Annotated in this window: 15 protein-coding genes; 6 read left to right on the top strand and 9 right to left on the bottom strand. The window is 73.2% G+C overall.

Going from position 1 to position 25756, the window contains the following annotated elements; translation table 11 throughout:
• Positions 1 to 87 precede the first annotated feature (87 nt).
• Entirely contained in the window at positions 88 to 1467 is a 1380-nt protein-coding gene (locus ACZ4TO_RS35835; RefSeq protein WP_468026374.1) for a PucR family transcriptional regulator, read from the top strand.
• Here ACZ4TO_RS35835 and pdxR read toward each other — a convergent pair.
• On the bottom strand, positions 1464 to 2897 hold the full coding sequence (gene pdxR, locus ACZ4TO_RS35840) for a MocR-like pyridoxine biosynthesis transcription factor PdxR (RefSeq protein WP_468026375.1): 1434 nt from the start codon (positions 2895 to 2897) through the stop codon (positions 1464 to 1466). The two genes, ACZ4TO_RS35835 and pdxR, sit on opposite strands and share 4 nt — an antisense overlap.
• 329 nt (positions 2898 to 3226) lie before the next feature.
• Here pdxR and ACZ4TO_RS35845 point away from each other — a divergent pair, with 329 nt between their 5' ends.
• Positions 3227 to 4312 (top strand): MFS transporter, encoded by a 1086-nt coding sequence (locus ACZ4TO_RS35845; protein ID WP_468026425.1) that lies wholly within the window; start codon positions 3227 to 3229, stop codon positions 4310 to 4312.
• 19 nt (positions 4313 to 4331) lie between these two features.
• Here the strand turns inward: ACZ4TO_RS35845 and ACZ4TO_RS35850 are convergent, their stop codons facing one another.
• Complete coding sequence (locus tag ACZ4TO_RS35850) at positions 4332 to 4907, bottom strand: TetR/AcrR family transcriptional regulator (RefSeq protein ID WP_382790998.1); 576 nt, start codon at positions 4905 to 4907, stop codon at positions 4332 to 4334.
• Between the two features lie 123 nt (positions 4908 to 5030).
• Here ACZ4TO_RS35850 and ACZ4TO_RS35855 point away from each other — a divergent pair, with 123 nt between their 5' ends.
• Together ACZ4TO_RS35855 and ACZ4TO_RS35860 are read left to right on the top strand one after the other, a co-directional pair.
• Positions 5031 to 6635: an MFS transporter gene (locus tag ACZ4TO_RS35855; protein WP_468026376.1), complete on the top strand. Its 1605-nt coding sequence runs from the start codon at positions 5031 to 5033 to the stop codon at positions 6633 to 6635.
• Positions 6636 to 6812: 177 nt separating this feature from the next.
• Positions 6813 to 9788, top strand: a complete 2976-nt coding sequence (locus tag ACZ4TO_RS35860; protein ID WP_468026377.1) for a helix-turn-helix transcriptional regulator — start codon at positions 6813 to 6815, stop codon at positions 9786 to 9788.
• 94 nt (positions 9789 to 9882) lie between these two features.
• Here ACZ4TO_RS35860 and serA read toward each other — a convergent pair whose 3' ends face one another.
• The 6 genes from serA to ACZ4TO_RS35890 all read right to left on the bottom strand — a co-directional run bounded on the left by serA (position 9883) and on the right by ACZ4TO_RS35890 (position 20075).
• On the bottom strand, positions 9883 to 11472 hold the full coding sequence (gene serA, locus ACZ4TO_RS35865) for a phosphoglycerate dehydrogenase (RefSeq protein ID WP_468026378.1): 1590 nt from the start codon (positions 11470 to 11472) through the stop codon (positions 9883 to 9885).
• Between the two features lie 304 nt (positions 11473 to 11776).
• A complete protein-coding gene (gene ilvC / locus ACZ4TO_RS35870; RefSeq protein ID WP_382791008.1) occupies positions 11777 to 12778 on the bottom strand; it encodes a ketol-acid reductoisomerase in 1002 nt (333 codons plus the stop codon).
• 135 nt (positions 12779 to 12913) lie between these two features.
• Positions 12914 to 13441, bottom strand: a complete 528-nt coding sequence (gene ilvN / locus ACZ4TO_RS35875; RefSeq protein ID WP_037622651.1) for an acetolactate synthase small subunit — start codon at positions 13439 to 13441, stop codon at positions 12914 to 12916.
• A 20-nt stretch (positions 13442 to 13461) separates the two neighbouring features.
• The gene (locus ACZ4TO_RS35880) at positions 13462 to 15318 is read right to left on the bottom strand and encodes an acetolactate synthase large subunit (RefSeq protein ID WP_382791015.1); all 1857 of its coding nucleotides are present in this window, start codon (positions 15316 to 15318) and stop codon (positions 13462 to 13464) included.
• Between the two features lie 227 nt (positions 15319 to 15545).
• Positions 15546 to 18914 (bottom strand): putative bifunctional diguanylate cyclase/phosphodiesterase, encoded by a 3369-nt coding sequence (locus ACZ4TO_RS35885; RefSeq protein ID WP_468026379.1) that lies wholly within the window; start codon positions 18912 to 18914, stop codon positions 15546 to 15548.
• A 219-nt stretch (positions 18915 to 19133) separates the two neighbouring features.
• Positions 19134 to 20075, bottom strand: a complete 942-nt coding sequence (locus ACZ4TO_RS35890; protein ID WP_382791021.1) for a 2-hydroxyacid dehydrogenase — start codon at positions 20073 to 20075, stop codon at positions 19134 to 19136.
• A 75-nt stretch (positions 20076 to 20150) separates the two neighbouring features.
• Between ACZ4TO_RS35890 and ACZ4TO_RS35895 the strand changes: the two genes are divergently transcribed.
• Together ACZ4TO_RS35895 and ACZ4TO_RS35900 are read left to right on the top strand one after the other, a co-directional pair.
• Complete coding sequence (locus ACZ4TO_RS35895) at positions 20151 to 21158, top strand: aldo/keto reductase (RefSeq protein WP_468026380.1); 1008 nt, start codon at positions 20151 to 20153, stop codon at positions 21156 to 21158.
• Between the two features lie 103 nt (positions 21159 to 21261).
• Positions 21262 to 22431 carry a PQQ-dependent sugar dehydrogenase gene (locus ACZ4TO_RS35900; protein WP_468026381.1) on the top strand — a complete coding sequence of 390 codons (1170 nt, stop codon included), beginning with the start codon at positions 21262 to 21264 and terminating at the stop codon, positions 22429 to 22431.
• A 103-nt stretch (positions 22432 to 22534) separates the two neighbouring features.
• Here the strand turns inward: ACZ4TO_RS35900 and ACZ4TO_RS35905 are convergent, their stop codons facing one another.
• Positions 22535 to 25618 (bottom strand): helix-turn-helix transcriptional regulator, encoded by a 3084-nt coding sequence (locus ACZ4TO_RS35905; protein ID WP_468026382.1) that lies wholly within the window; start codon positions 25616 to 25618, stop codon positions 22535 to 22537.
• Positions 25619 to 25756 lie beyond the last annotated feature (138 nt).

Here is a 25756-nt window from a genome sequence, read left to right on the forward strand (position 1 = left end):
CTAGGGATCTCTCCGATCCTGGGCCATCGACACCTGTCACGCATCCCTGACCCAGATCTCAGACATTTGTATGAAGGGTCCCCGGAAATGCGCGAGAATGCCGGGGTGAGCGGTGAACACAGAGGCGACTATCAGGAGCTGGTCGACGAGATCTCGGCGCTCCTCGGCGTCCCGGCGACGCTGGAGAACCGCGATTTCGAGCTGATCGCCTTCGGCGCGTACGACAGCGAGGGCGACCTCGACCCGTCCGACCTGGACCCGGTGCGCACCCGCTCGATCCTCACCCGGCGGTCCACCACCGCGGTCCGCACCTGGTTCGAGGGCTTCGGCATCACTCGCGCGACCGGGCCGGTCCGCATCCCGCCCACCCCGGAGGCGGGGGTCTACCGGGGACGGATCTGTCTGCCCGTACGGCATCGGGGCGTCGTCCTCGGCTATGTCTGGCTGCTCGACGACGACCCGGGCCCCACGGACGCCCAGCTCGCCGGGGCCATGCAGGTGGCCTCGCGCATCGGCGCGCTGCTCGCGGACGAGGCGCAGGCCGGCGCCGACCTCACCCGGGAGCTGCGGGCCGTCCTGACCGCCGAGCGCGGCTGGCAGCGGGACATGGCGGTGGCCGAACTGCACACGGCGCTCGGTCCGCGCGGCGAGGGTCTGCACACGGTGGTGTGCGTGGCGCCGTGGCCCTCGGCCGACCCGGACGACGCCCCGTCCGCCCGTACGGTGCCGGGCGCGACGGCGCTGTGCACGATCCCCTGGGGCACCACGGGCCAGAGCCTGGCCCTGCTGATCCGGCTGCGGTCGCCGGACGTCATGACTCCGGCGCTGACGGCGGCCGGCCGGTTCGTACGGGAGGCCGCGGGAGCCCGCGGCGCGGGCACCGCCTCCACCGCGGGAGCCCGCGGCGCGGGCACCGCCTCCACCGCGGGCGTCCGGGGCCCGGGCACCGCCTCCGGGGGCGGGCGGGGTGCGAGCTCCCCGCCCGGCGGCCCGGGTGCCGCGACGCACGGCGGCGGTCCGGGGGCCTCCTCCGACGCGGGTCCCGCGTCGCACGGGACGGTGGCCGCCGGAGTCGCCGGGGCCCGGGAGGGGCTCGGGGAGCTGGGCGCCGCCTGGCGCGAGGCGGCGGCCGCCGCGCGTGCGGTGCTGGCCGAGCCGCGGCTCGGTCCGGTCGCCGAGTGGGGCGCGATCGGCCCCTTCCGGCTCCTCACCGCGCTGCCGCCGGACGCCGCCCACGACCCCGCCGTGAGCGCCCTGTTGGGCACCGCCCACCGCGAACTCGCGCGTACGGCAGAGGTGTTCCTCGACCGGGCGGGCCAGGCCGGGCGCACGGCGGCCGAGTTGGGCATCCACCGCCAGACGCTGTACTACCGCCTGTCCCGCGTGGAGCAGCTCACCGGCCTGGACCTGGACGACGGCGAGGACCGGCTGCTGCTGCACATGGCACTGAAGGGCGCCCGACTCTAGGGCCTGTCCGACAGGACCTGGCGAGCCCTGCCGGTCAGCAGGTCGCCGACGGTCGCGATTCCCTCGGCGATCGCCCGCTCCCCCACGTCACCGAAGCCGAGCACCAGCCGGGGCGGTGTCGCCGACCCGTCCGAGCGGCACGCGCTCATGCCGTACAGGCCGACGGCACGCTCCCGGGCCGCGAGGACGACGGACCGCTCGTCGGTGGCCGGCGCCAGGTGCAGGACCGCGTGGAAGCCGGCGGCCAGGCCGGTGAGCCGGACCTCGGGAGCGTGCGCGGCCAGCGCGTCGACCAGGGCGGTGCGCCGGGCCGCGTAGAGCATGCGCATCCGGCGCAGATGGCGGTCGTGGCGCCCGGACTCGATCAGCCTGGCCAGGGCGAGCTGATCGAGGGTCGGGGAGCCTCGGTCGCTCAGGAGCTTGGCCTCCGCCAGCGAGGTGGCGAGCGCGGGCGGGCAGAGGATCCAGCCGAGGCGCAGCGCCGGGGCGAGCGACTTGCTGACGGTACCGATCGAGACGACCCGGTCGGCGGCCAGGCCCTGGAGCGCGCCGACGGGCTCCCGGTCGTAGCGGAACTCGGCGTCGTAGTCGTCCTCGATGACGTACGCGTCCCGGCGCATGGCCCACTCGATCAGGGCGATCCGGCGTTCGGGGGCGAGGACGACCCCGGTGGGCCACTGGTGGGCCGGGGTGACGATGACGGCACGGGCCCCGGTCGCGTCGAGCGCGCGCACGTCGACACCGTCCTCGTCGACCGGCACGGGCACGGCCGTGAGACCCGCGGCGCCGGCGGCGGCCGACGCGGTGGCGGGGCCGCCCGGATCCTCGTACGCCACCACCCGCACCCCGGCGAGCGCCAGGCCGCGCAAGGTGAGTCCGAGCCCCTGCGCGTAGCCGGAGCAGACGACGATCCGTTCGGGGTCGGCCGCGGCCGCGCGCACCCGGCGCAGGTATCCGGCCACGACCTCACGCAGCGCCGAACTCCCGCGTGGATCGCCGTAGTCGAGATCCGACGTCGGCATCGCGCGGGCCGCCTCGCGGGTGGCCCAGAGCCAGTCGGCGAGCGGGAAGCTCCCCAGGTCCGGTACGCCGTGCCGGAAATCGGCGATCAGCCGTGGGGCCGTCCGGCCCCGGGGCGCGGGCGCGGGCGGCACGTGCGCTCCCGCGGCGACCCGGGTGGCGGAGCCGACCCGGGTCACCAGATAGCCCTCCGCCTGGAGTTGGGCGTAGCAGTCCTGGACGAGACCGCGGGACAGACCGAGTTCGCGGGCGAGCCCGCGGGAGGAGGGAAGCCGTTCGCCGGCGCCGAGGCGGCCCGTGCGGATCGCGTGGCGAAGCTGCCGTTCGAGCTGGACCCGCAGGTGCTCGCCGCTGTCGCGGTCGACGGACAGCAGCAGGGCGGGTGACGAACCGGTCCACTGCGGAGGCATGGAATTGGAGCTTACCGGCGGTCCGGCCGGAGCCTAGCGTCGTTCGCATGACGCCTTTCCCGATGCGACGGACCTCCCGGCCGACCACGCGGACGCCGGTCGCGGCGCCCGCACCGCCCTCGACCGCGTCCCCGAAACCCCACCCGACGGCCGTGACGGCTCCGGCCGCCGGATCGACGGAGGGCGCGGCAGCGGCGGAGGGGGCGGCAGGGGCGGAGGGGGCGACCGTTCCGGCAGGCGGGGCGGCAGGGGGTGCGGCGCGTCCGGCCGAGGGATCCGCCGGGCGGCCTCCGCTGCTCACCCGGCCCCTGATGCTCCGCTTCGTGAGCATGATCGGGGCGTCGGTGAGCTTCTTCCTGCTGCTGTCGGTCGTGCCCGCCTACGCCACGGCCTCGGGGGCGGGCCCGGCCACGGGCGCGCTGATGCTGGCCACCGTGCTCGGCGAACTGGGCGCTCCCCGTCTGGTCGCGCGCTACGGCTACCGGGCCGCGCTGACCGCCGGCCTCGCGCTGCTCGGCGCTCCGGCGCTGGTGCTGACCCTGTCGCACTCGCTGGTGTGGATCGTGCTGGTGTGCCTGGTCCGCGGCCTCGGCTTCGCGCTGACGCTGGTGGCCGGCGGGGCGCTGACCGCCTCGCTGATCCCGGCCGAGCGGCGGGGTGAGGGGCTGGCGCTGGTGGGCGTGGTCTCGGGCGTGCCGTCCCTGATCGCCCTGCCGCTGGGCATGTGGCTGGCCGGGCGCGTCGGCTTCGCCCCGGTCGCCGTCGCCGCCGGGGTGGCCGCGCTCGCCGCCGTCGCGTCGGTGCCGGGTCTGCCCGGCCGGGAGCGGGCGTCGGAGAAGCCGGTGGGGATGTCGGCGGCACTGCGCACCGGTGGGCTGGCGCGGCCCGCGGCCGTCTTCGCGACCACGGCTGTCGCCGCCGGGATCGTCGTCACCTTCCTGCCGGTGGCGGTGCCCACCGCCGCCTCCTCGGTCGTCGCGGCGGCCCTCTTCGTGCAGCCCGCAGCGTCGACCGCGGCCCGGTGGGCGGCGGGCCGGTACGGCGACCGGCACGGGCCCGCGGGGCTCGTGGTGCCGGGTCTGCTCCTGTCGGCCGGCGGCATGCTGATCACCGCGTTCACCGGGAGCACGGCCGCCGTCCTGACCGGGATGGCCGTCTTCGGAACCGGCTTCGGCATCGCGCAGAACGCCACGCTGAGCCTGATGTACGCACGGGTCCGGGCCTCCGGCTACGGCACGGTCAGCGCGCTGTGGAATCTCGCCTACGACGGCGGCATGGGCGTCGGCGCGCTCGGCTTCGGCGTCCTGGCCGGACCGTCGGGGTACCCGGCGGCGTTCACCGTCACGGGTGTCCTGATGCTGTCGGCGCTGGTCCCGGCGCTCCGGGACCGGCATGTCCCCGCCCCCCGGGAATGAGCGGGGGGATCGCCCTCGTTCACCCCGCCTCGCGCACCCCTTCGATCACCTGGCGCAGCCCCTCGGTCAGGGCGTCCCCGTCGGGAGCGGTCTTCGGGTCGAAGGTCCACTGCGCGATGAGGCCCGTCATGAGGGTCAGGTAGAAGCGGCCCAGCGTGTCCGCGGACTCGTCGGTCACCTCCTCCTCGGGCACGCCCATGAGGATCGCGACCAGGCCCCGCCCGCCCTCTCGCTGGGCGCGGGCCAGATGGTCGCGCACCTCGGGCAACTCGATGGTCATGACCTCCATGCTCAGCCGCCACAGCGAGCCGGGCTCGCGCATGGTGCCGACGATGTTCGACCAGACCTCGCGGAACCGCTCCAGCGAGCCGGGCGCGCCGCTGATCCCGGTCACCCCGTCGCCGTCGAAGGGCATCTCCTCCACCAGGGCGACATAGGCCTGCGCGAGGAGCGCGTCCTTGGATCCGTAGTGGTAGCCGATGGACGCCAGGTTCGTCCCCGACTCCTTGACGATGTCGCGCGCCGTGGTGCGCGCGAAGCCCTTCTCCAGCAGGCAGCGCTTGGCGCCTTCGAGCAGATCCTCACGGTGTCCCATGCCGGTCACCCTACCCCCGATTCAGACAACCGTCCCATACGCACGTCAAGGACAACCGTTTGATACGCACGTCTTAAACGCACGTACTAGACAAGCGTTTAATACGCCCGTACAGTCCCTGCCATGACGAACCCGACGAGCACGACTCCCGCCGCCGACGCCCCCGGCGCTCTGGCCGGCCGCCGCGAATGGACCGCCCTCGGCGTCCTGATGCTTCCGCTGCTCCTGGTCTCGATGGACGTCTCCGTCCTCTACTTCGCGATCCCCTCGATCAGCGCGGACCTGGAGCCGAGCGGCACCCAGCAGCTCTGGATCTTCGACATCTACGCGTTCGTGCTCGCCGGTCTGCTGATGACGATGGGCTCGCTCGGCGACCGCATCGGGCGCCGCAAGCTGCTCCTGTTCGGCGCCGCCGCGTTCGGCACCGCCTCGGTGCTGGCCGCCTACGCGAACAGCGCCGAGATGCTGATCGCGGCCCGCGCGGTCCTCGGCGTGGGCGGGGCGACCCTGATGCCGTCGACGATGGCGATCATCCGGACGATGTTCACCGACCCCGGACAGCGGGCGAAGGCGATCGGCCTGTGGTCCGGCGTCATGACCGGCGGCATCGCCCTCGGTTCGGTGATGAGCGGAGTCCTCGTCCAGTACTTCTGGTGGGGCTCGGTGTTCCTGGTCAACCTGCCCGCGATGGCGCTGCTGCTGGTCCTCGGCCCGTTCCTGCTGCCCGAGTCCAGGAACCCGGAGCCCGGCCGCTTCGACCTGCCGAGCGTTCCGCTGTCGATGGCCGCCGTCCTGCCGGTGATCTACGGCATCAAGGAGATCCCGTCCGAGGGCTGGAAGACCGAGTACGTCGTCTCGGTCCTCGTCGGCCTGGTCTTCGCCGCCCTGTTCGTCCACCGCCAGCGCACCGCGAAGTCCCCGCTGATCTCCCCCGCCCTGTTTCGCGGCCGCGGCTTCGCGCCCGCGGTCGTCCTCAACCTGATCTCGTCCTTCGGCATGCTGGGCTCGGCGTTCTTCACCACCCAGTACCTCCAGTCGGTGCTCGGGAAGAGTTCCCTGGCGGCCGCCCTGTGGTCCCTGCTCCCCACCGTCCTGGTCGGTGTGGCCGCGCCGGTCTCCGCGCAGCTCGTGCAGAAGGGCGTCCACCGCGCCCACGTCGTCTCCGGCGGCTTCGTCGTCGCCGCCCTGGGCTACGGCCTGCTGGCCCTCGCCGGCACCGACTCCCTGTGGCTCGTGCTGGCCGGCGCGGGCGTCCTCGCCTCCGGGATCGTCACCGTGATGTCCCAGATGATGGACCTGGCCCTCGGCACCGTGCCCGTCGGCAACGCGGGCTCGGCCGCCTCGCTGCTGGAGACCGGCGCCGAGTTCGGCGGGGCCCTCGGCATGGCCGTCCTGGGCTCCATCGGCACCGCGGTCTACCGCCACGACATCCCGGCCGGCGCCCCGGCCGCGGCCCACGAGACGCTCGGCGGCGCGCTCGCCGTGGCCGGACGTCTGCCGGGCGACGCCGGGCAGGCGCTGGCCGGCGCGGCACGGGAGGCCTTCACCCACGGCATGCAGGCCGCCGCCGTCGCCGGAGCGGTCCTGCTGCTGGGCGCCGCCGCCCTCGCCGCGGCGAGCCTGCGCAAGGTGGCGGTACGCGAGGACGGCGACGCCCCCGACGCCGGAACCGGCAAACCGCTCGAAGCGGCGGTGTCCGATCCGGGGACCGGCCTGACACCCGCCTGAACCCGCCCACCGGGCGGACCACGCCCTGAAACGCCCCCCGCCGGGCGGACCGGAGAACCCCGGTCCGCCCGGCACCGGCATGACGGCGCCCGGGCTCTCCGGCCGGCTCGCGGTCCCCGTTCCCGATCAGGGAGGCGACGCCGGGGAGTTGTCGGCGGGGCGTGCCAGGATGGGCCTGTGACACAGACTTTCGGTACGCCGTTCATCGGCCGGAGTGACGAACTCGCCCGGCTCACCGGCGTGCTGGAGCGCGCCGGGGGCGGCGAGCCGCGCGCGGTCCTGGTGGCCGGCGACGCCGGCGTCGGCAAGACCCGCACGCTCACGGAGGCCGCGGCGCACGCGACGGCCTCCGGGACGACGGTCCTGACCGGCCACTGCGTGGACCTCGGCGACGTCGGCCTGCCGTACCTCCCGTTCACGGAGATCCTGGGCGCGGCGGCCGCCGACGAGCGTCTCGCCCCGGCCTTCGCGGCCCACCCGGCGGTGGACCGGCTGACCGGCTCCGGCCCGGGGCCCGGCGGCGCGTCCGACCCCGGCGGCCGGCTGCGGCTCTTCGAGGCCGTCGCCGCACTCCTCGCCGACCTGGCCGACATCACCCCGCTCCTGCTGATCATCGAGGACCTGCACTGGGCGGACCAGTCCTCCCGCGACCTGCTGCGCTTCCTGCTCAGCCGGGGCGTGCTCCAGCGGCCCCGGGCCGGGGATCCGGCCCGGCGCCTCGCCGTCTTCGCCTCGTACCGCGCGGACGACCTGCACCGCCGCCATCCGCTGCGCCCCCTGCTCGCCGAACTGATCCGGCTGCCCGCCGTCGACCGGCTGGAGCTGCGGCCCATGGCCGACGCCGACGTGGCCCGGCTCGTGCGCGCGCTGCGCACCGGCCCGGTCTCCGACACCACGGTCCACAGCATCGTCGAGCGCGCCGAGGGCAACGCCTTCTACGCCGAGGAGCTGCTCGCCGCGCTGCCCGGCGACGACTCCCCCGTCTCCCCCGCCATGCCCAGCGGACTCGCCGACGTCCTGCTCATCCGCATCGAGCAACTCTCCGAGACCGCCCAGCAGGTGCTGCGCACGGCGGCGGTCGCGGGGCGCCGCGTCGAGCACGAACTGCTGCGTGATGCCGTACAACTCCCCGAGGACGAACTGGAGTCGGCGCTGCGGGAGGCCGTCGGCCACCAACTCCTGGTGCCCGGGGGCGACGCGACGTACTCGTTCCGGCACGCGCTCACCCGGGAGGCCGTGTACGCGGACCTGCTGCCCGGTGAACGGGTGCGGCTGCACAGCCGGTTCGCCGGACTCCTCGCCGGCCCGGCCCGTTCGGCGAAGAGCGCGGCCGAGCGCGCCCACCACTCGCGCGAGAGCCACGACCTGGCCGACGCGCTCACCGCCTCCCTCGAAGCCGCCGATCACGCCCAGCGCGTCGGCGCGCCCGCCGAGGAGCTGCGCCACCTGGAGACCGCCCTCGAACTGTGGCCCGCGGTGGACAGCGCCGCCCGCCCCGAGGGCGCCGGTCCGGTCCCCCTCACCCTGCGCGCCGCGGCCGCCGCCGCCAGCGCCGGGGAGACGCATCGCGCGGTGCACCTCACCCGTGACGCGCTCGCCAGGGTCGGCTCCGACGCCGACTCCGAGCTCGCCGCCCGGGTCCGCTACACCCTCGCGGGCAACCTGATGCGGATCGACAGCCTGAAGGACGCGTTCACGTACAGCAGCGAGGCGCTCGCCCTGATCCCGTCCGAACCGCCCTCGTACACCTGGGTGTGGGCGGCGGCCACCCATGTCATGGCGGCCCGTCTGGTGGGGCGGGGCGAGGACGCCGAGCGGGTGGCCCGCCAGGCGCTCGGCACCGCCGAACAGCTCCGGCTGGCCGACGCCCAGGCCGACCTGACGATCTCCCTGGTCGGCATGGAGGCGGACAACCGGCGCACCCCCAAGGGCCGCGAACGCCTGCGCCGGGCGCGTGAACTGGCGCACGACGCCGGGAACTTCCCGGTGGAGATGCGGGCGCTGTTCAACCTGGCCATCGGGTGCTACGAATCCGGTGACCTGGAGGAGTGCCTGACCTGGCTCGGCGACGGTGTGGACCGCGCCCGTCGCGCCGGCCTCCTCCCCTCTCCGTACGCCCTGGAGCTGCGCTACCTCCAGTCGCTGGTGCTCTACACGCTGGGCCGCTGGGACGCCTGCGCCCGAGCTGCCGCCGAGAACGCCGAACTGCTCCCGGCGGCGGCCGGGTTCGCCTCCGGGCCCGCCCTGTACGTCGCCCTCGCCCGCGGCGCGCACGAGGCGGCCGTCACCGGAGCCCGCGCGCTGCTCGACCAGCCCTTCGAATGGATGTCGACGCTCGTCGCGAGCATCGTCCTGACCGACGCGGCGGCCCTCGGCGGCGACGCGGAGGAGGCCGTACGGCGGCTGCGCACCGCGGCCGAGGCGCTCACGGACGTCTCCGGCACCGGCCCGCCGCCCGTCGTGGTGCGGCTCGCCGCGCTCGCGCTGGCCGCGGTCGCGGACGCGGCGGAGGAGGCGCGCCGCGACGGCGACACGGCCGGCGGCGACCGCTGGGCGGACACCGCGACCGAACTGGTGGAACTGGCGAGGACCGCGGCGGGCCCCGACGGCAAGGAAGCCGAGCAGGGACCCGAGGGCCGGGCCTGGACCGCCCGTGCCGAGGCGGAGTGGCTGCGGGCCCGCACCGGTCCGGACGTGGCGGCCTGGGAACAGGCGGTCGCGGCCTTCGGCTACGGCGATCCGTACGAGCTGGCCCGCTGCAGACGGCGGCTCGCGGAGGCCCTGCTCGCGGCGGGCCGCCGGGAGGAGGCCGGCGAACAGGCCCGCGCGGCCCACGACACCGCCGTACACCTCGGCGCGGAACCGCTGCGCGAGGCCCTGGACGCGCTCGTACGGCGCGGCCGCCTCGACGGGTCACCGGCCGCCGGGGACCGCATCGCCGCGCTGACCGCCCGGGAGAGCGATGTGCTGCGGCTGCTCGGCCGCGGGCGCACCAACCGCCAGATCGGCGAGGAGCTGTTCATCAGCGGCAAGACGGCGAGCGTCCATGTCTCCAACATCCTCGCCAAGCTGGGTGCCGCGAGCCGCACCGAGGCCGTGGCCATCGCCTACCGCGAGGGATTGATCGAACCGGAGACGACACCGTCCGCCTGAGGGTTCCGCCCGAGGGCCCGAAACGGCCGAGGGCCGGGACACCCGTGGGTGTCCCGGCCCTCGCTCACGTGGGGCGAGCCGTCGCGAACCGGCCTCAGACCAGGTTGACCGACCGCGCCGACGTCGCGCCGATCTCCTCGGAGAGCTCGGCGAGAACGGCCGGCGGCACGGTGTCGTCGACGGTGAGGACCGCGAGGGCCTCGCCACCGACGTCCGCGCGGGCGACCTGCATGCCGGCGATGTTGATGCCGGACTCGCCGAGGATGCGGCCGACGGTGCCGACGACACCGGGACGGTCCTCGTAGCGAAGGACGAGCATGTGGTCGGCGAGCGCGAGGTCCACGTCGTACTCGCCGACGGCGACGATCTTCTGGAGGTGCTTCGGGCCGGCCAGCGTGCCGGAGACCGCGACCTCCTGGCCGTCGCCGAGCGTGCCGCGCACGGTGACCACGTTGCGGTGGTCGGGGGACTCGGAGCTCGTGGTCAGCCGGACCTCGACGCCGCGCTCCTGCGCGAACAGCGGGGCGTTGACGTAGCTCACGGTCTCGTCGACGACGTCCTCGAACACGCCCTTGAGCGCGGACAGTTCGAGCACCTTGACGTCGTGCTGGGTGATCTCGCCGTACACCTCGACGTCGAGGCGGACCGCGACCTCGCCCGCGAGGGCGGTGAAGATGCGGCCGAGCTTCTCGGCGAGCGGCAGACCCGGCTTGACGTCCTCGGCGATGACGCCGCCCTGGACGTTGACCGCGTCCGGGACGAGCTCACCGGCGAGGGCGAGGCGCACGGAGCGGGCGACGGAGATACCGGCCTTCTCCTGGGCCTCGTCCGTGGAGGCGCCGAGGTGCGGGGTGCAGACGACCTCGTCGAGCTCGAACAGCGGGGAGTCCGTGCAGGGCTCCTTCGCGTACACGTCGAGGCCGGCGCCGGCGACGCGGCCCTCCTTGAGCGCCGAGTACAGCGCCTCCTCGTCGACGATCCCGCCGCGCGCGGCGTTGACGATCCGCACGGTCGGCTTGACCTTGTGCAGCGCCTCGTCGCCGATGAGACCGAGGGTCTCGGGGGTCTTCGGCAGGTGCACGGTGATGAAGTCCGCGACCTCGAGCAGCTCGTCGAGGGTGAGGACCTTGACGCCCATCTGCGCGGCCCGCGCGGGCTGGACGTAGGGGTCGTAGGCGACGACCTTCATGCCGAAGGCGGACATGCGCTGCGCGACGAGCGCGCCGATGCGGCCGAGGCCGACGACACCGAGGGTCTTCTCGGCGAGCTCGACACCCGTGTACTTGCTGCGCTTCCACTCGCCGTTCTTCAGGGCCGTGTTGGCCTGCGGGATGTGGCGCGCGGTGGCGAGGAGGAGACCACAGGCCAGCTCGGCCGCGGTCACGATGTTCGAGGTGGGGGCGTTGACGACCATCACGCCGGCCTTGGTGGCGGCGGAGACGTCGACGTTGTCCAGGCCGACGCCGGCTCGTGCGACGACCTTCAGCTTCTTGGCGGCGGCGACGGCCTCGGCGTCGACCTTGGTGGCCGAGCGGATCAGGATGGCGTCGACGGCGGCGATGGCGGGCAGCAGCTCGGCACGGTCCGCGCCGTTGCAGTGCCGGATCTCGAAGTCCGGGCCCAGGGCGTCTACGGTCGCGGGCGACAGCTCTTCAGCGATGAGTACGACAGGTTTCGAGCTCACGTGAGTCCTCACAAGTCCAATGCGGACGGCCGTCCCGACGGCCGCAGGCGGTGGAGGGTTTGCAGCGGCCCCGGGGTGTGCCTGCACTTCTGGGGGGTCGCTCGAGCCGCGTGGAAGACGCACGACGCTGTGGGCCTGACGCGTTGTTGCTGTGCAGTGTAGTGGCGCCGCGGAGGTCGTCCTGCGCCTCTGCGGAAGGATCACCCGTCCGTGGCTGGACGGGATGTCCAACACCGTGACCACGGGCGTTACCCGGGGTTCGACGAAGGGGCCGGAGCATGCCGCTCCGGCCCCTTCCCACGGCTTACGCCTCGTCGTCGTTGACCCACGACATGAGCTTGCGCAGCTCCTTGCCGGTGGTCTCCAGGAGGTGGTTCTCGTCCTGGGTCTTGTACTCGTTGTACTTCTTCAGGCCCGAGTGGTACTCGTCCATCCAGTTGCGGGCGAACGTGCCGTCCTGGATCTCGGCGAGGACCTGCTTCATCTCGGCCTTGGTGGCGTCCGTGATGATGCGCGGGCCGGTGATGTAGTCGCCCCACTCGGCGGTCTCGGAGACGGACCAGCGCATCTTCTCCAGGCCGCCCTCGTACATGAGGTCGACGATGAGCTTCAGCTCGTGCAGGCACTCGAAGTACGCGATCTCCGGCTGGTAGCCGGCCTCGGTCAGCGTCTCGAAGCCGGCCTTGACCAGGGCGGCGGTGCCACCGCAGAGGACGGCCTGCTCACCGAACAGGTCGGTCTCGGTCTCCTCGGTGAAGGTCGTCTTGATGACGCCGGCGCGGGTGCCGCCGATGCCCTTGGCGTACGAGAGGGCGAGCTCGAAGCCGTTGCCGGTCGCGTCCTGCTCGACGGCCGCGATGCAGGGAACGCCGCGGCCCTCCTCGTACTGGCGGCGCACGAGGTGGCCCGGGCCCTTGGGGGCGACCATGCAGACGTCGATGCCGGCCGGGGGCTTGATGAAGCCGTAGCGGATGTTCAGGCCGTGGCCGAAGAACAGCGCGTCGCCGTCCTTGAGGTTGTCCTTGATGGACTCCTCGTAGACCTGGGCCTGGATCGGGTCCGGCACCAGGATCATGATGACGTCGGCCTCGGCGGCGGCCTCCGACGGGGTCACCACGCGCAGGCCCTGCTCCTCGGCCTTCGCCTTGGACTTGGAGCCCTCGTGCAGACCGACGCGGACGTCGACACCCGAGTCGCGCAGCGACAGCGCGTGGGCGTGACCCTGGCTGCCGTAGCCGATGACCGCGACCTTGCGGCCCTGGATGATGGACAGGTCGGCGTCGTCGTCGTAGAACAGCTCGGCCACTGGGGTTCTCCTTGTTTTCCGGTATTTCCGGTGTTGCGTCCCACCGTACGGCGGGCGGGGGAAGTGAAGTTCTCGGGTCTCGGTATACGGGCGGGCCGGGTGGGCGGCCCGCCCGTACGACCGGTGTTTCCTTGCTTAGGCCGACCGGTCCAGTGCGCGCAGCGACCGGTCGGTGATCGAACGCGCCCCGCGCCCGATCGCGATCGTGCCGGACTGGACGAGCTCCTTGATGCCGAAGGGCTCCAGCATCTTGAGCATGGCCTCCAGCTTGTCGGCGCCGCCGGTGGCCTCGATGGTGACGGCCTCGGGCGAGACGTCGACGGTCTTGGCGCGGAACAACTGGACGATCTCGACGATCTGGGAGCGCGTCTCGTTGTCCGCGCGCACCTTCACCAGAACGAGTTCCCGCTGAACGGCCGAACCGGGTTCCAGTTCGACGATCTTCAGGACGTTGACGAGCTTGTTGAGCTGCTTGGTGACCTGTTCGAGCGGAAGTTCCTCGATCACGTTCACCACGATGGTGATGCGGGAGATCTCGGGGTGCTCGGTGACACCGACGGCGAGGGAGTCGATGTTGAAGCCGCGCCGGGAGAACAGGGCGGTGATCCGGGCGAGGACACCGGGCTTGTTCTCGACGAGGACGGAGAGGGTGTGCTTGCTCATGGGTCTGACTCGGCTCTCTCTCAGTCGTCTTCGTTGTCGCCGAAGTCGGGGCGGACGTCCCGGGCGAACATGACCTCGTCGTTGGAGGTGCCGGCGGCGACCATCGGCCACACCATCGCGTCCTCGTGGACGATGAAGTCGACCACGACCGGGCGGTCGTTGATCGAGTTCGCCTCCTCGATCACCTTGTCGAGGTCGTCCGGGGACTCGCAGCGGATGGCGTGGCAGCCCATGGCCTCCGACAGCTTCACGAAGTCGGGGACGCGGGTGCCGGCGCTCGGCTGCTTGCCGTCCGCGTCCGGGCCGCTGTGCAGCACGGTGTTGGAGTAGCGCTGGTTGTAGAAGAGGGTCTGCCACTGGCGGACCATCCCGAGGGCGCCGTTGTTGATGATGGCGACCTTGATCGGGATGTTGTTCAGGGCGCAGGTGGTGAGTTCCTGGTTGGTCATCTGGAAGCAGCCGTCGCCGTCGACCGCCCATACCGTGCGGTCCGGCTGTCCCGCCTTGGCGCCCATCGCGGCCGGGACCGCGTAGCCCATCGTCCCGGCGCCGCCGGAGTTCAGCCAGGTCGAGGGCTGCTCGTACTGGATGTAGTGCGCGGCCCACATCTGGTGCTGGCCGACGCCGGCCGCGAAGATCGTGCCCTCCGGGGCGAGCTGTCCGATGCGCTCGATGACCTGCTGCGGGGAGAGCTGGCCGTTGTCGGGCTGCTCGTAGCCGAGCGGGTAGGTCTCGCGCCAGCGGTTGAGATCGCTCCACCAGGCGGTGTAGTCGCCGGCGTTGCCCTCGCTGTGCTCCTTCTGGACCGCCTGGACCAGGTCGGCGATGACCTCGCGGGCGTCTCCGACGATCGGCACGTCGGCGGCGCGGTTCTTGCCGATCTCGGCCGGGTCGATGTCCGCGTGGACGATCTTGGCGAACGGGGCGAAGCTGTCCAGCTTGCCGGTGACGCGGTCGTCGAAGCGGGCTCCGAGGGCGACGATCAGGTCGGCCTTCTGCAGCGCGGTGACGGCGGTGACCGAACCGTGCATGCCCGGCATGCCCACGTGCAGCGGGTGGCTGTCGGGGAATGCGCCGAGCGCCATCAGGGTGGTGGTGACGGGCGCTCCGGTGAGTTCCGCGAGGACCTTCAGCTCGGCGGTGGCGTGCGCCTTGAGGACGCCGCCGCCGACGTACAGCACCGGCCGCTTGGCCTGGCTGAGCAGCTTGGCCGCCTCGCGGATCTGCTTGGCGTGCGGCTTGGTCACCGGGCGGTAGCCGGGCAGGTCCTGGGCGGGCGGCCACTGGAAGGTGGTCTTGGCCTGGAGGGCGTCCTTGGCGATGTCGACGAGGACGGGGCCGGGCCGGCCGGTGGAGGCGATGTGGAAGGCCTCCGCGATCGTCCGCGGGATGTCCTCGGCCCTGGTGACCAGGAAGTTGTGCTTGGTGACCGGCATCGTGATGCCGACGATGTCCGCCTCCTGGAAGGCGTCCGTGCCGATCGCCTTGGACGCGACCTGCCCGGTGATCGCCACGAGCGGCACCGAGTCCATGTGCGCGTCGGCGATCGGGGTGACCAGGTTGGTCGCGCCGGGGCCGCTGGTCGCCATGCAGACACCGACCTTGCCGGTGGCCTGCGCGTAGCCGGTGGCCGCGTGGCCGGCGCCCTGCTCGTGGCGGACGAGCACGTGGCGCACCCGCTGGGAGTCCATCAGCGGGTCGTAGGCCGGAAGGATCGCACCGCCGGGGATGCCGAATACGGTCTCGGCCCCGACCTCCTCGAGCGAGCGGATGAGGGACTGCGCGCCCGTGACGTGCTCGGGGGCGGACTGCTGTCCTCCGGAACGGGGCCGCGGCTGCGGATGGTGGGCCCCGGTGGCCTGCTCGGTCATCGGCATTCTCTTCTCGATGCTGAGGGTTTTTGCGACTTTTGTGCGGTGTACGACTGATGCCTGTGCAACAAAAAACCCCTCGTGCCGTGAGGCAAGCGAGGGGAGCGCGCCGGGTGCGGTCGCTGGGTGTTCCGGACCTTTCCGGAGGCCACCTAGCTTCAGCCGACGCGCTTTCCAAGTACGAGAATTCGGGTGCGCATGGCATTGACCCTCCCCCCGGCACGCACCGACTGTCAAGTGGGTGGGACGGGAGTCTCATTATGTGAGCGGAGGGTCGTTCCGCCCCCCAGGACGACGGGCACACCACTCGTATACACCCCCGCGCCCCCGCCACCGGCGAACACCGGCTCGGCGGGGCCGTTGGGCACCGGATAGTGGCCGGAAGAGAGCGCCCGGCGCAGCCGGTACTCGTCCAGGGGCCCGGAGAACGCCATGCCCTGCCCGTGGGTGCAGCCCATCGCGCGCAGGGCGACCACCTGCTCGGGAAGGTCCACCCCGTCGGCCACGGACTGGAGTCCCAGATCGGCGGCGATCCGCAGCAGCCCGCTGGTGATCTTGTGCAGCCGGGCGGACTCGACGACCCCCTCGACCAGACTCCGGTCGAGCCGCAGGACGTCGACCGGGAGCCGTCTCAGCGCCGTGATCGCGGCATAGCCGCTGCCGAAGCCGTCCAGGGCGATCCGCACGCCGAGGCGCCTCAGCGCGTTCAGCCGGCGCTCCAGCTCGTCCAGGGGGACCCTCGGGTCGGTGTCGGACAGTTCGATGATCAGGCCGCCGGAGGCGAGCCCGTGCCGGGTCAGCAGGGACTCCACGGAGCCCAGCGGCATCGAGCGGTCCACCAGGCGCCGGGCGGTCATCCGGACCGTGACCGGCACGGCGACCCCCGCGGCGGTGCGCTCGGCGGCCTGCCCGACGGCCTCGTCGAGCATCCAGCGGCCGAGCTCGGCGGTCCGCTCGCTGTCCTCGGCGACCCGCAGGAACTCGGCGGGCGTGAAGAGCACCCCTTGGGAGGAACGCCAGCGCGCCTGTGCGGTGACCGACGCGATCCGGCCGTTCTCCAGCGACACCACGGGCTGGTGCAGCAGGGCGAACTCGCCGTCCTGGAGGGCGGAGCGCAGCCGGGTCGCCAGCTCCGCCCTGCGGACCACGTCCTGCTGCATCTGGGGCGCGTAGAGCTCGACGCGGCCCTTCCCGGCGGCCTTGGCGCGGTACATGGCGAGGTCGGCGTTGCGCAGCAACTCGCCCGCCCCGAGGCCCGGTTCGGCGAAGCCGACGCCGATGGACGCGGCGACCCGGACATCGTTGCCGTCGATACAGTACGGCTGGGAGAGCCTGATCCGCAGACGGTCCGCGAGTTCCCGTACCTGCTGCTCACGGGCGGTGCGGTCGCGGCCGCCGTCACCGACGATCAGGGCCGCGAACTCGTCCCCGCCGAGCCGGGCGGCGGTGTCGCCGTGCCGGACGGAGTCCTGGAGTCTGCGGGCGGCCTGGACGAGCAGTTCGTCGCCCGCCTGGTGCCCGATGGTGTCGTTGACGCCTTTGAAGCCGTCGAGGTCGATGAACAGGACGGCGGTGCCCCGGTCGGTGGAGCGGCGCCCGGACAGGGCCTGCTGGACGCGCCGGGTGAACAGCGCGCGGTTGGGCAGGTCGGTGAGCGGGTCGTGCTCGGCGTTGTGCTGCAACTGGGCCTGGAGCCGCACGCGTTCGGTGACATCACGGCTGTTGAAGATGAGGCCGCCGTGGTGCCGGTTGACGGTGGACTCCACGTTGAGCCAGCCACCGTCGCCGGAGCGGAACCTGCACTCGATGCGGGTGGTGGGTTCCTCGGCCTGGCTGGCCGCGAGGAAGCGCCGCACTTCGTGGACCACGCAGCCGAGGTCCTCGGGGTGGATGAGCGAGGCGAGTTCGGAGCCGACCAGTTCCTCGGCGTCACGGCCGTAGACCCCGGCGGCGGCCGGACTGACGTATCTGAGGATGCCGTTCGGCGCGGCGATCATGATGACGTCGCTCGAACCCTGGACCAGGGAGCGGAAGTGGTTCTCCTTCTGGGCCAGTTCCTGGGTGAGGGTGATGTTGTCGAGCAGCATGATGCCCTGGCGGACCACGAGGGCGAGGACGACGAGGCCGGCGGTGACGAGCACCACGCGGTCCACCCTGCGTCCGTTCAGGATGTTGTACAGGATCCCCAACGTGCAGACGGCGGCCGCCAGATAGGGCGTCAGGGCGGCCAGTGATCCGGTGATCGGACGCGCCGCCGGAGCGTGGCCCGGGTCCTGGCCGTCCGCGGGCGCGGGTCCGCCCTGACCGTCGTGGCGGGGGTCCGGCTCCTCGTGCCGCGCCGGGCCGTCGTGGGACCCGGGCCGCTCCTGCGGGGTTCCCGGTCCCGGACGGGCGCCCTGGGCCGCGGGCGCCAGACGGCTTCCCGGGGGCCCGTGCTGCCCTTCCCTGCGCTGCCCGGGGATGCCCTCGTGCGCCACGCGCGCGTGCTCCTCCGAGCCCGGCTCGTCCGGTCCGCGCAGGTCGGGTCCGCCCGGTTCGGGGCCTCGGGGTTCGGGGCCGCGCAGGTCCGGGCCGTACGCGTCGATGCCGTGCTCGCCGGTGTGCTCCTCGCCGGGGTGTTCCCCGGTCTCCTGACCGTGCCGGGTGACGACCCAGGGGGCGTAGGCGAGGAGCAGCGAGCCGGCGAACCAGCCCGCGTCGAGGAGCTGGCCCGAGTGGTAGCTGTTGTGCAGGAGGGGCGAGGTGAACAGCGCGTCGCACATCACGGTCAGGGCGAGGGCCCCGATCGCCGTGTTGACCGCCGACCTGTTCACCGACGAGCGCCTGAAGTGCAGCGCGAGCACCATGCTGACCAGCGCGATGTCCAGCAGGGGGTACGCGAGGGACAGCGCGGTGTGCGCGACGCTCGGCCCGTCGAACCGAGCGGCCTGGGCGAGCGCCAGACTCCAGGACAGGGTGAGCAGCGATCCGCCGATGAGCCAGGCGTCCAGCGCGAGACACACCCAGCCCGCCCTGGTGACCGGCCTCTTGGCGAGCACCAGCAGGCCCACGATGGCGGGCGGCGCGAAGCAGAGGAAGAACAGGTCGGCGTAGCTCGGGGTGGGCACGGGGCGGTCGAGGACGACCTCGTACCACCCCCAGACCAGGTTGCCGAGCGAGGCCATCGCCGAGGAGAGCGCGAACAGCAGCCACGCGGGTCGAAAGCGGCTGCGGCGGCTGCGGGCGTAGAGGAAGCAGGAGACCGCGGCGGTGCCCGCGGCGACGCTCAGCCCGAAGTCGCCCATGACCAGCGCGAGGCTCGTGGAGCCCCAGCCGAGCGCGGATCCGACGGCGTAGGCCGCGCACACCAGGGCCACCGCGAGTTGCGAGAACAGGCCCGTCCCACCGTCGAACACCGTCCGACGGATCACCAGCGCTCCTGGGGAGCTCACCGGGCCCACCCGGTCCGCGCCCCGGGATCCCGCCGGTCCCGGCAGGCCGGGTGCCCGTGCCTCCGGCGGCCCGGATGCCTGCGGTGGTGATGGCTGCCGTGACCGCGGCTGTGCGTGGCCGCGCGCCAGGGTCGTCGGCGGCGGCCCCGCCGCGTCGGATCGTCGGTCCATAGGCCGTGCATCGCCCGTCGCCCCCCTCGCAGTCTCAAAGTCCGTCCCCGGCGCCGAACGGTGCGCGGCGCAGCCCCTGTCCGGACGATACACCAGTCTCGTCACTCAGGGACATAGTTCCTCTACGCTCCGTAACGACCAGGGACTATGCCGGCACTGCCCGCGTTCGGGGAACTGCGGAGCGTGCCCGAGGCGGACGGCGAGCGAACAGGGCGCTGCTCAGGTGCCGGTGGTAAGGACCACGTTGCGCAACGGCTCCCGGTTCACGAAGCGGGTGAGCTGATCGGCCAGCAGCCGCTTGGCGCGCGGCCAGAACGCCGAGGTGGGCCCTCCGACGTGGGGGCTGATGAGCACGCCGGGCGCGTGCCACAGCGGGTGGCCCGGAGGCAGCGGTTCGGGGTCGGTGACGTCGAGGGCCGCGGTGATGCGCCCGCTCTTCAGCGCGCCGAGCAGGGCGTCCGTGTCGACGACGGGTCCGCGGGCCACGTTCACCAGGAGGGCGCCGTCCTTCATCCGGGCCAGGAAAGCGGCGTCGACCAGACCGCGGGTGCTGTCCGTGAGGGGAGTGGACAGGATGACGACGTCGAACTCGGGGAGGAGGGAGGGCAGTTCGGTGAGGGGGCGCACGGGACCGCGCTCCGTGGCACGGGCGGAGCGCGCGACGCGCGCCACCCGCGCGACCTCGAACGGCGCGAGCCTGTCCTCGATGGCGGACCCGATGGACCCGTACCCGACGATGAGGACGGACTTGTCGGCCAGCGCGGGGTGGAAGCCCGAGCGCCACTCCTGCCGGTCCTGGCCGCGCACGAAGTCGGGGATCCCGCGCAGCGAGGCGAGGACCAGGGCCAGGGTGAGTTCGGCGGTGCTCGCCTCGTGCACCCCGCGGGCGTTGCACAACTGCACGCCGGACGGCAGGGAGCCGAGGCCCGGCAGGACGTGGTCGACGCCGGCGGAGAGGGTCTGCACGGCCCGCACCGACGTCATTTCGGCCATCGGCCGGCGCGAGACGGCGGGCGGCTTCATGTAGGGCACGACGTAGAAGACGCAGTCGGCGGGGTCCGCGGGGAACTCCTGTCCGCCGTCCCAGAACAGGTAGTCCAGGCCCTCGGGCAGTCCGTCGATCTCGTCCGCGTGGAAGGGGAGCCAGACATGGGAAGTCATGGTCAGGAGGTTATGCCAGGCGCTCTTGCGCGCAGAGGTTAGGTTGGGGGCCGGCAGAAGGAGGATCACGGCCAGGTGGAGCGCAGAACGATCGGGGCCGCGGCGCTCGGTGTGGGGGCGGTCGGACTCGGATGCATGCCGATGAGCTGGGCTTACACCGGGTCACAACAACGCGGCGACGAGTCGCTGCGCGCGGTGAACGCGGCACTGGACCGGGGGTCGACGCTGCTCGACACGGCCGACATGTACGGGCCCTTCACCAATGAGCTGCTCGTGGGACGCGTCCTGAAGGAACGGCGTGCCGAGGCCTTCGTGTCGACCAAGGTCGGCCTGCTGGTGGGCGACCAGCACCTCGTGGCCAACGGCCGCCCCGGCTATGTGAGACGGGCGTGCGACGCCTCGCTGCGCCGGCTCCAGACGGATGTCATCGACCTCTACCAGCTTCACCGCGCGGACCCGGAAGTGCCGGTCGAGGAGACGTGGGGCGCGATGGCCGAGCTCGTCGCGGCCGGAAAGGTCCGCTCGCTCGGGCTGTGCGCGGTGGGTGCCGCGTCCGGCCGCCGGGCGGGGGCGCGGCCGCACGACGGGACGATCCGGCTGCTGGAGCGGGTGCAGCAGGTCTTCCCGGTGAGCACCGTGCAGGCCGAGCTGTCGGTGTGGTCGACGGAGGCGCTGGAGGCGCTGCTGCCGTGGTGCGCGGCGCGCGGGGTCGGGTTCCTCGCCGCGATGCCGCTCGGCAACGGCTTCCTGACCGGGACACTGACCCCGGGCGGGGGCTTCGAGCCCGACGACGCCCGGGCCCGCCATCCGCGCTTCACCGCGGAGATGATGGCCGCGAACCAGCCCATCGTCGTCGGGCTGCGGCGCGTCGCGCGGCGGCACGGGAGCGGTGACCGTCCGGTCACGCCCGCGCAGGTGGCGCTGGCCTGGGTGCTGGCGCAGGGTCCGCACGTCGTCCCGGTGCCGGGGGCCAAGCGGGAGCGCTGGGTCACGGAGAACGCGGGGGCGGCCGGACTGCGGCTGACGGCGGAGGATCTCGCCGAGGTGGCGGCACTGCCGGGGGCACTGGGATCCTGGGACTGAACGGCGCTTCCGCGACCCGGCGCGGATCTCCCGGCCGGGACCGGGAACCCGGGGGACGCGAGCGGTGTATGAACAGGGGGACCGCCGCGTCGAAGGGACACTGATGGTGCAAGTTCGAGCAGTGACAGTCGTGTTGGCCGCGAGCGTGCTTCTGGTGACGGCCGGCTGTTCCTCCGGTGAGGGGGGAGGCGGCGGCCCGAACACGCCGCCCGGCATCGAGGGCGGGGCCTCGCACGCGTCCGCCGCCCCGAGCGCCACCGCCGGGCCGACGCCGCCCGCGAAGGGCTCGGTGCGGGTCCTGCGCACCGTCACCGAGGGCCTGGACACGCCCTGGGGCCTCGCGCCGCTGGCCGACGGCGGTCTGCTGGTGTCCTCGCGGGACAAGGGGACGATCACCCGGATCGACGAGAAGACCGGCGCGAAGACCGTGCTGGGCGAGGTTCCCGGGGTGGCCCCGGCCGGCGAGGGCGGCCTCCTCGGCATCGCGCTCTCGCCCGACTACGCCTCCGACCACATGATCTACGCGTACCTGACCACCGCCTCCGACAACCGCATCGTGCGCATGTTGTACGACGCGCGCAAACCGGCCGGCGAGCAGCTCGGCGCGCCGGACACGATCTTCAAGGGCATCCCCAAGGGCATGATCCACAACGGTGGCCGGATCGCCTTCGGTCCGGACAAGATGCTCTACGCGGGCGCGGGCGAGACGGGCGACCGTGGCCTGGCCCAGGACAAGAAGTCGCTCGGCGGGAAGATCCTGCGCATGACGCCGGAGGGCGAGCCCGCGCCGGGCAACCCGTTCCCGGACTCGGTCGTGTACTCGTACGGGCACCGCAACGTCCAGGGTCTCGCCTGGGACGACAGACAGCGGCTGTGGGCCTCGGAGTTCGGCCAGGACACCTGGGACGAGCTGAACCAGATCAAGCCCGGCGACAACTACGGCTGGCCGGTGGTGGAAGGGATCAGCCACGACTCGGCGTACCACGATCCGATCGTCCAGTGGAAGACCGACGAGGCCTCCCCGAGCGGGATCGCCTACGCCGAGGGGTCCATATGGATGGCGGCCCTCAAGGGCGAACGCCTGTGGCGCATCCCGCTGAACGGCACCGAGGCGTCCGCGGCGCCCGAGGCCTTCCTGACGGGCAAGTACGGCCGCCTGCGCACCGTCGTCTCCGCGGGCGGCGACAAGCTCTGGCTGACGACGAGCGAGACCGACGGCCGCGGCACCCCCGTGAAGGGCGACGACCGGCTCCTGGAGCTGGAGGTGAAATAGCCCGGGGGGCCGGCCGGGTCGGCCGCACGAGCAGGGTGGGCCGGAGGGGTGACCGCGGTGGACGCGGCACTCCCCCGGCCCGGTCTCCCCCGGGGAGCACTCCTCAGCCGGCCGCTCGGGCGGGCGGGCCGTCCGGCGGGAAGAGCCGCAGCCGGTGCGCGAGCGCGGCCGCCTCCCCCCGTCCCGAGACGTCCAGCTTGGCCAGGATGTTCGAGACGTGGACGCTGGCCGTCTTCGGGGAGATGAAGAGCTCCTCGGCGATCTGGCGGTTGCTGCGGCCGGCGGCGACCAGGCGCAGGACGTCCCGCTCGCGGCTGGTGAGGCCGAACGCGGCCGCGGGGTCGGCGGGAGCGGTCCGGGGCGGTCCGGGCGGGTGATCCAGGGTGATGCGGGCACGCTGGGCGAGCAGCGCGACGGCGTCGGCGAGCGGACGGGCCCCGAGGTGCCCCGCGACGGCGCCGGCCAGCCGCAGGAGTTCCGCGGCGCGGCCGCGCTCGTCGTCCGCGCCCGTGAGCAGCAGGGACTCGGCGAGCCGGAGCCGGACCCGGGCGAGGTCGTAGGGGCGCTCCAGGGGTTCGAGGGCCTCGACCACCTCGGACCACTGGTCGGGGCTGCTCGCGCCGTCGGCCCGCCTCAGTTCGGCGCGCAGCCATTCGGCGTGGGCGCTCCAGACGGGCGCTCCGGTGGCCAGGGTTCTCGCGGCCGTGCGGACGCGGTCCAGGGTGGGGGCGCGGCCCGGGGCGGCGACGGGCAGGCCGCGGGCGTCGGCCTCCGCGGCGACGGCGGCCAGCAGCAGCGGCCAGGCGTAGCGCTGGGTGCCGGGCGGGAAGCCCGCGGCCAGGGCCTCCTCCAGGGCGGTGCGGGCGTCGAGGAAGCGGCCCTCGCCCGCGGCGATGCCGATGGTGGTGCACAGCAGCGGCAGGGAGTGCTGGGGCATCGGATCATGGGTGCCGAAGTGGCCCCGGGCAGCGGTCAGTTGACGTCCCGCCTCGACGAGGTCCCCACGGCCCAGGGCCACGGGCGCGAGCCGGGACGCGCCCACCCCGGAGGCCTTGCCGCCGAGTCCGATGGCCAGGGCGTTGCGGGCGGCCTCGGCGGCCTCGTCCCAGCGGCCGAGCGCGTACAGCGACTCGGAGAGGTTGCCCCAGACCCAGGCCTGGGTGTCCAGCAGGCCGTTCCGGCAGGCGAGTTCTATGCCCTCGCGCAGGATGGCGACGGCCTCCCGGGAGCGGCCGACCGATTCCAGGTGGGAGGGCAGGTTGATGTGCAGACGGCCCACGACGTACGCGGCGCCCTGGCGGTTGGCCCGTTCCCTGACCCGGTACATCTCGGCGAGCCCGGCCTCGGTCTCCCCCGCGTCGACCATCAGGCCGCCGAGGGTGAGCCGGGCGTTCAGCTCGGTGTCCCGGGCGCCCACCATGTGCGCGTACTCCACGGCGCGTTCGGCCGCGGAGAGGGCGCCGTGGCCCGGCTGGTGCACCATGCACCAGGCGGCGACCATGGACAGGACCTCGGCGTGGACCTGGGAGGGCGGCAGACCGCGCACCAGGTCCTGGGCGGTGGCGAGTTCCTTCCAGCCGTTGCCGCGGACCTGCGCCTGCACGAGCCGGGAGCGCTGGATCCAGAACCAGGCGGCGCGCAGCGGGTCGTGCTCGTCCTCCAGCAGGTGCAGCGCCCGTCTGGTCGTCTTCAGGGCGCGTTCGCGTTCCCCGCACAGCCGTCCGGCGACGGCGGCCTCGGCCATGAGGTCCAGATAACTCAGCGGTGTGGCCGCGCAGTCGGGGCCGGCGGGGGTCCGTCCGTGCCCCTCGGGCAGCGGAGGCGGGTAGGCCTCCACGTAGTCGATGGGGCGCAGTTCGGCCCGTACGGTGTCGGGGACCGCCTCCCACAGTTCCATCGCCCGCTCCAGGAGCCGCAGTTGCTCGGAGTGGGCGTGCCGGCGGCGGGCCTCGACCGAGGCGTCGAGGACGGCGGGCAGGGCCTTGGCGGCGTCGTGGGCGTGGTACCAGTAGCTGGCCAGCCGCGTGACGCGTTCGTCGGCCGGTACGAGCGTCGGGTCGGCCTCCAGGGCCTCGGCGTAGCGGCGGTTGAAGCGGGAGCGTTCGCCGGGCAGCAGGTCGTCGCTGACGGCCTCGCGGACCAGGGAGTGGCGGAAGCGGTAGCCGTCGCCGGCGGGCGTGGCGATGAGGATGTTGGCGCCGACGCAGGCGCGCAGGGCCTCGATGAGGTCGTCCTCGGCGAGCCGTGCCACGGCGGCGAGCAGGGGGTACTCGACGGTGCTGCCGCCCTCGGCGACGATCCGGGCGACCCGCTGGGCGCTCTCGGGCAGTCCTTCGACGCGGACGAGGAGCAGGTCGCGCAGGGTGTCGGTGAGTCCGGTGCGACAGCCTTCGCGGGCGGCGACGGCGAGTTCCTCGACGAAGAACGCGTTGCCGTCGGAGCGGGCGAAGATCTCGTCGGCCTCGGCGGTGTCGGGTTCGCGGGCGATGATCCCGGCGATCTGGCGGCCGACCTCCGCCCGGTTGAAGCGGCTCAGCTCGATGCGTCGGACCGTGCGGAGGCGGTCGAGCTCGGCGAGCAGGGGGCGCAGCGGATGGCGGCGGTGGATGTCGTCGGCGCGGTAGGTGGCGATCACGACGAGGCGGCCGCTGCGCAGCGTGCGGAAGAGGTAGGCGAGCAGATGGCGGGTGGAGGCGTCGGCCCAGTGCAGGTCCTCGAGCACGACGACGACCGTGCGGTCCGCGGCGACGCGTTCCAGCAGGCGGGCGGTGAGCTCGAAGAGGCGGGCCATGCCGTCCTCCTCGTACTGCCGTCCCCGGGGCGTCGGGGCGAGCTCGGGGAGGAGGCGGGCGAGTTCCTCCTCCTGTCCTGCGGCCGCGGCGGCGAGTTCGTCGGGCAGGGCGCGGCGCAGGGCGCGCAGGGCGGTGGAGAAGGGTGCGAAGGGCAGGCCGTCGGCGCCGATCTCGACGCAGCCGCCGGAGGCGACGACGGCGCCCTCGCGGGTGGCGGCGCCGGAGAACTCCTCCAGGAAGCGGGTCTTGCCGACGCCGGCCTCGCCGCCGAGCAGGAACGCCTGGGGCTCTCCCCCGGCGGCGGCGCGGGCGAGCGCGTCGTTCAACACACCCAGTTCGTCGGCTCGTCCGACGAACACGGGGCTGACGGACCTGGTCTCCACGGGCCCGAGCATGGCACAGGCGTCCGGCAGGGGGGCACCGGTCGCCGGTACGGCGATCAGTGCCCCGCCCGCCGGACGGCCGGTGGACGGTGGGTGCGGGACGGCCGCCGCGGGGTGGCCGTCCCGCACGGCCCGTGGTCGGCCTGATGG

It is taken from the genome of Streptomyces sp. NPDC028298 (genome assembly GCF_055565895.1).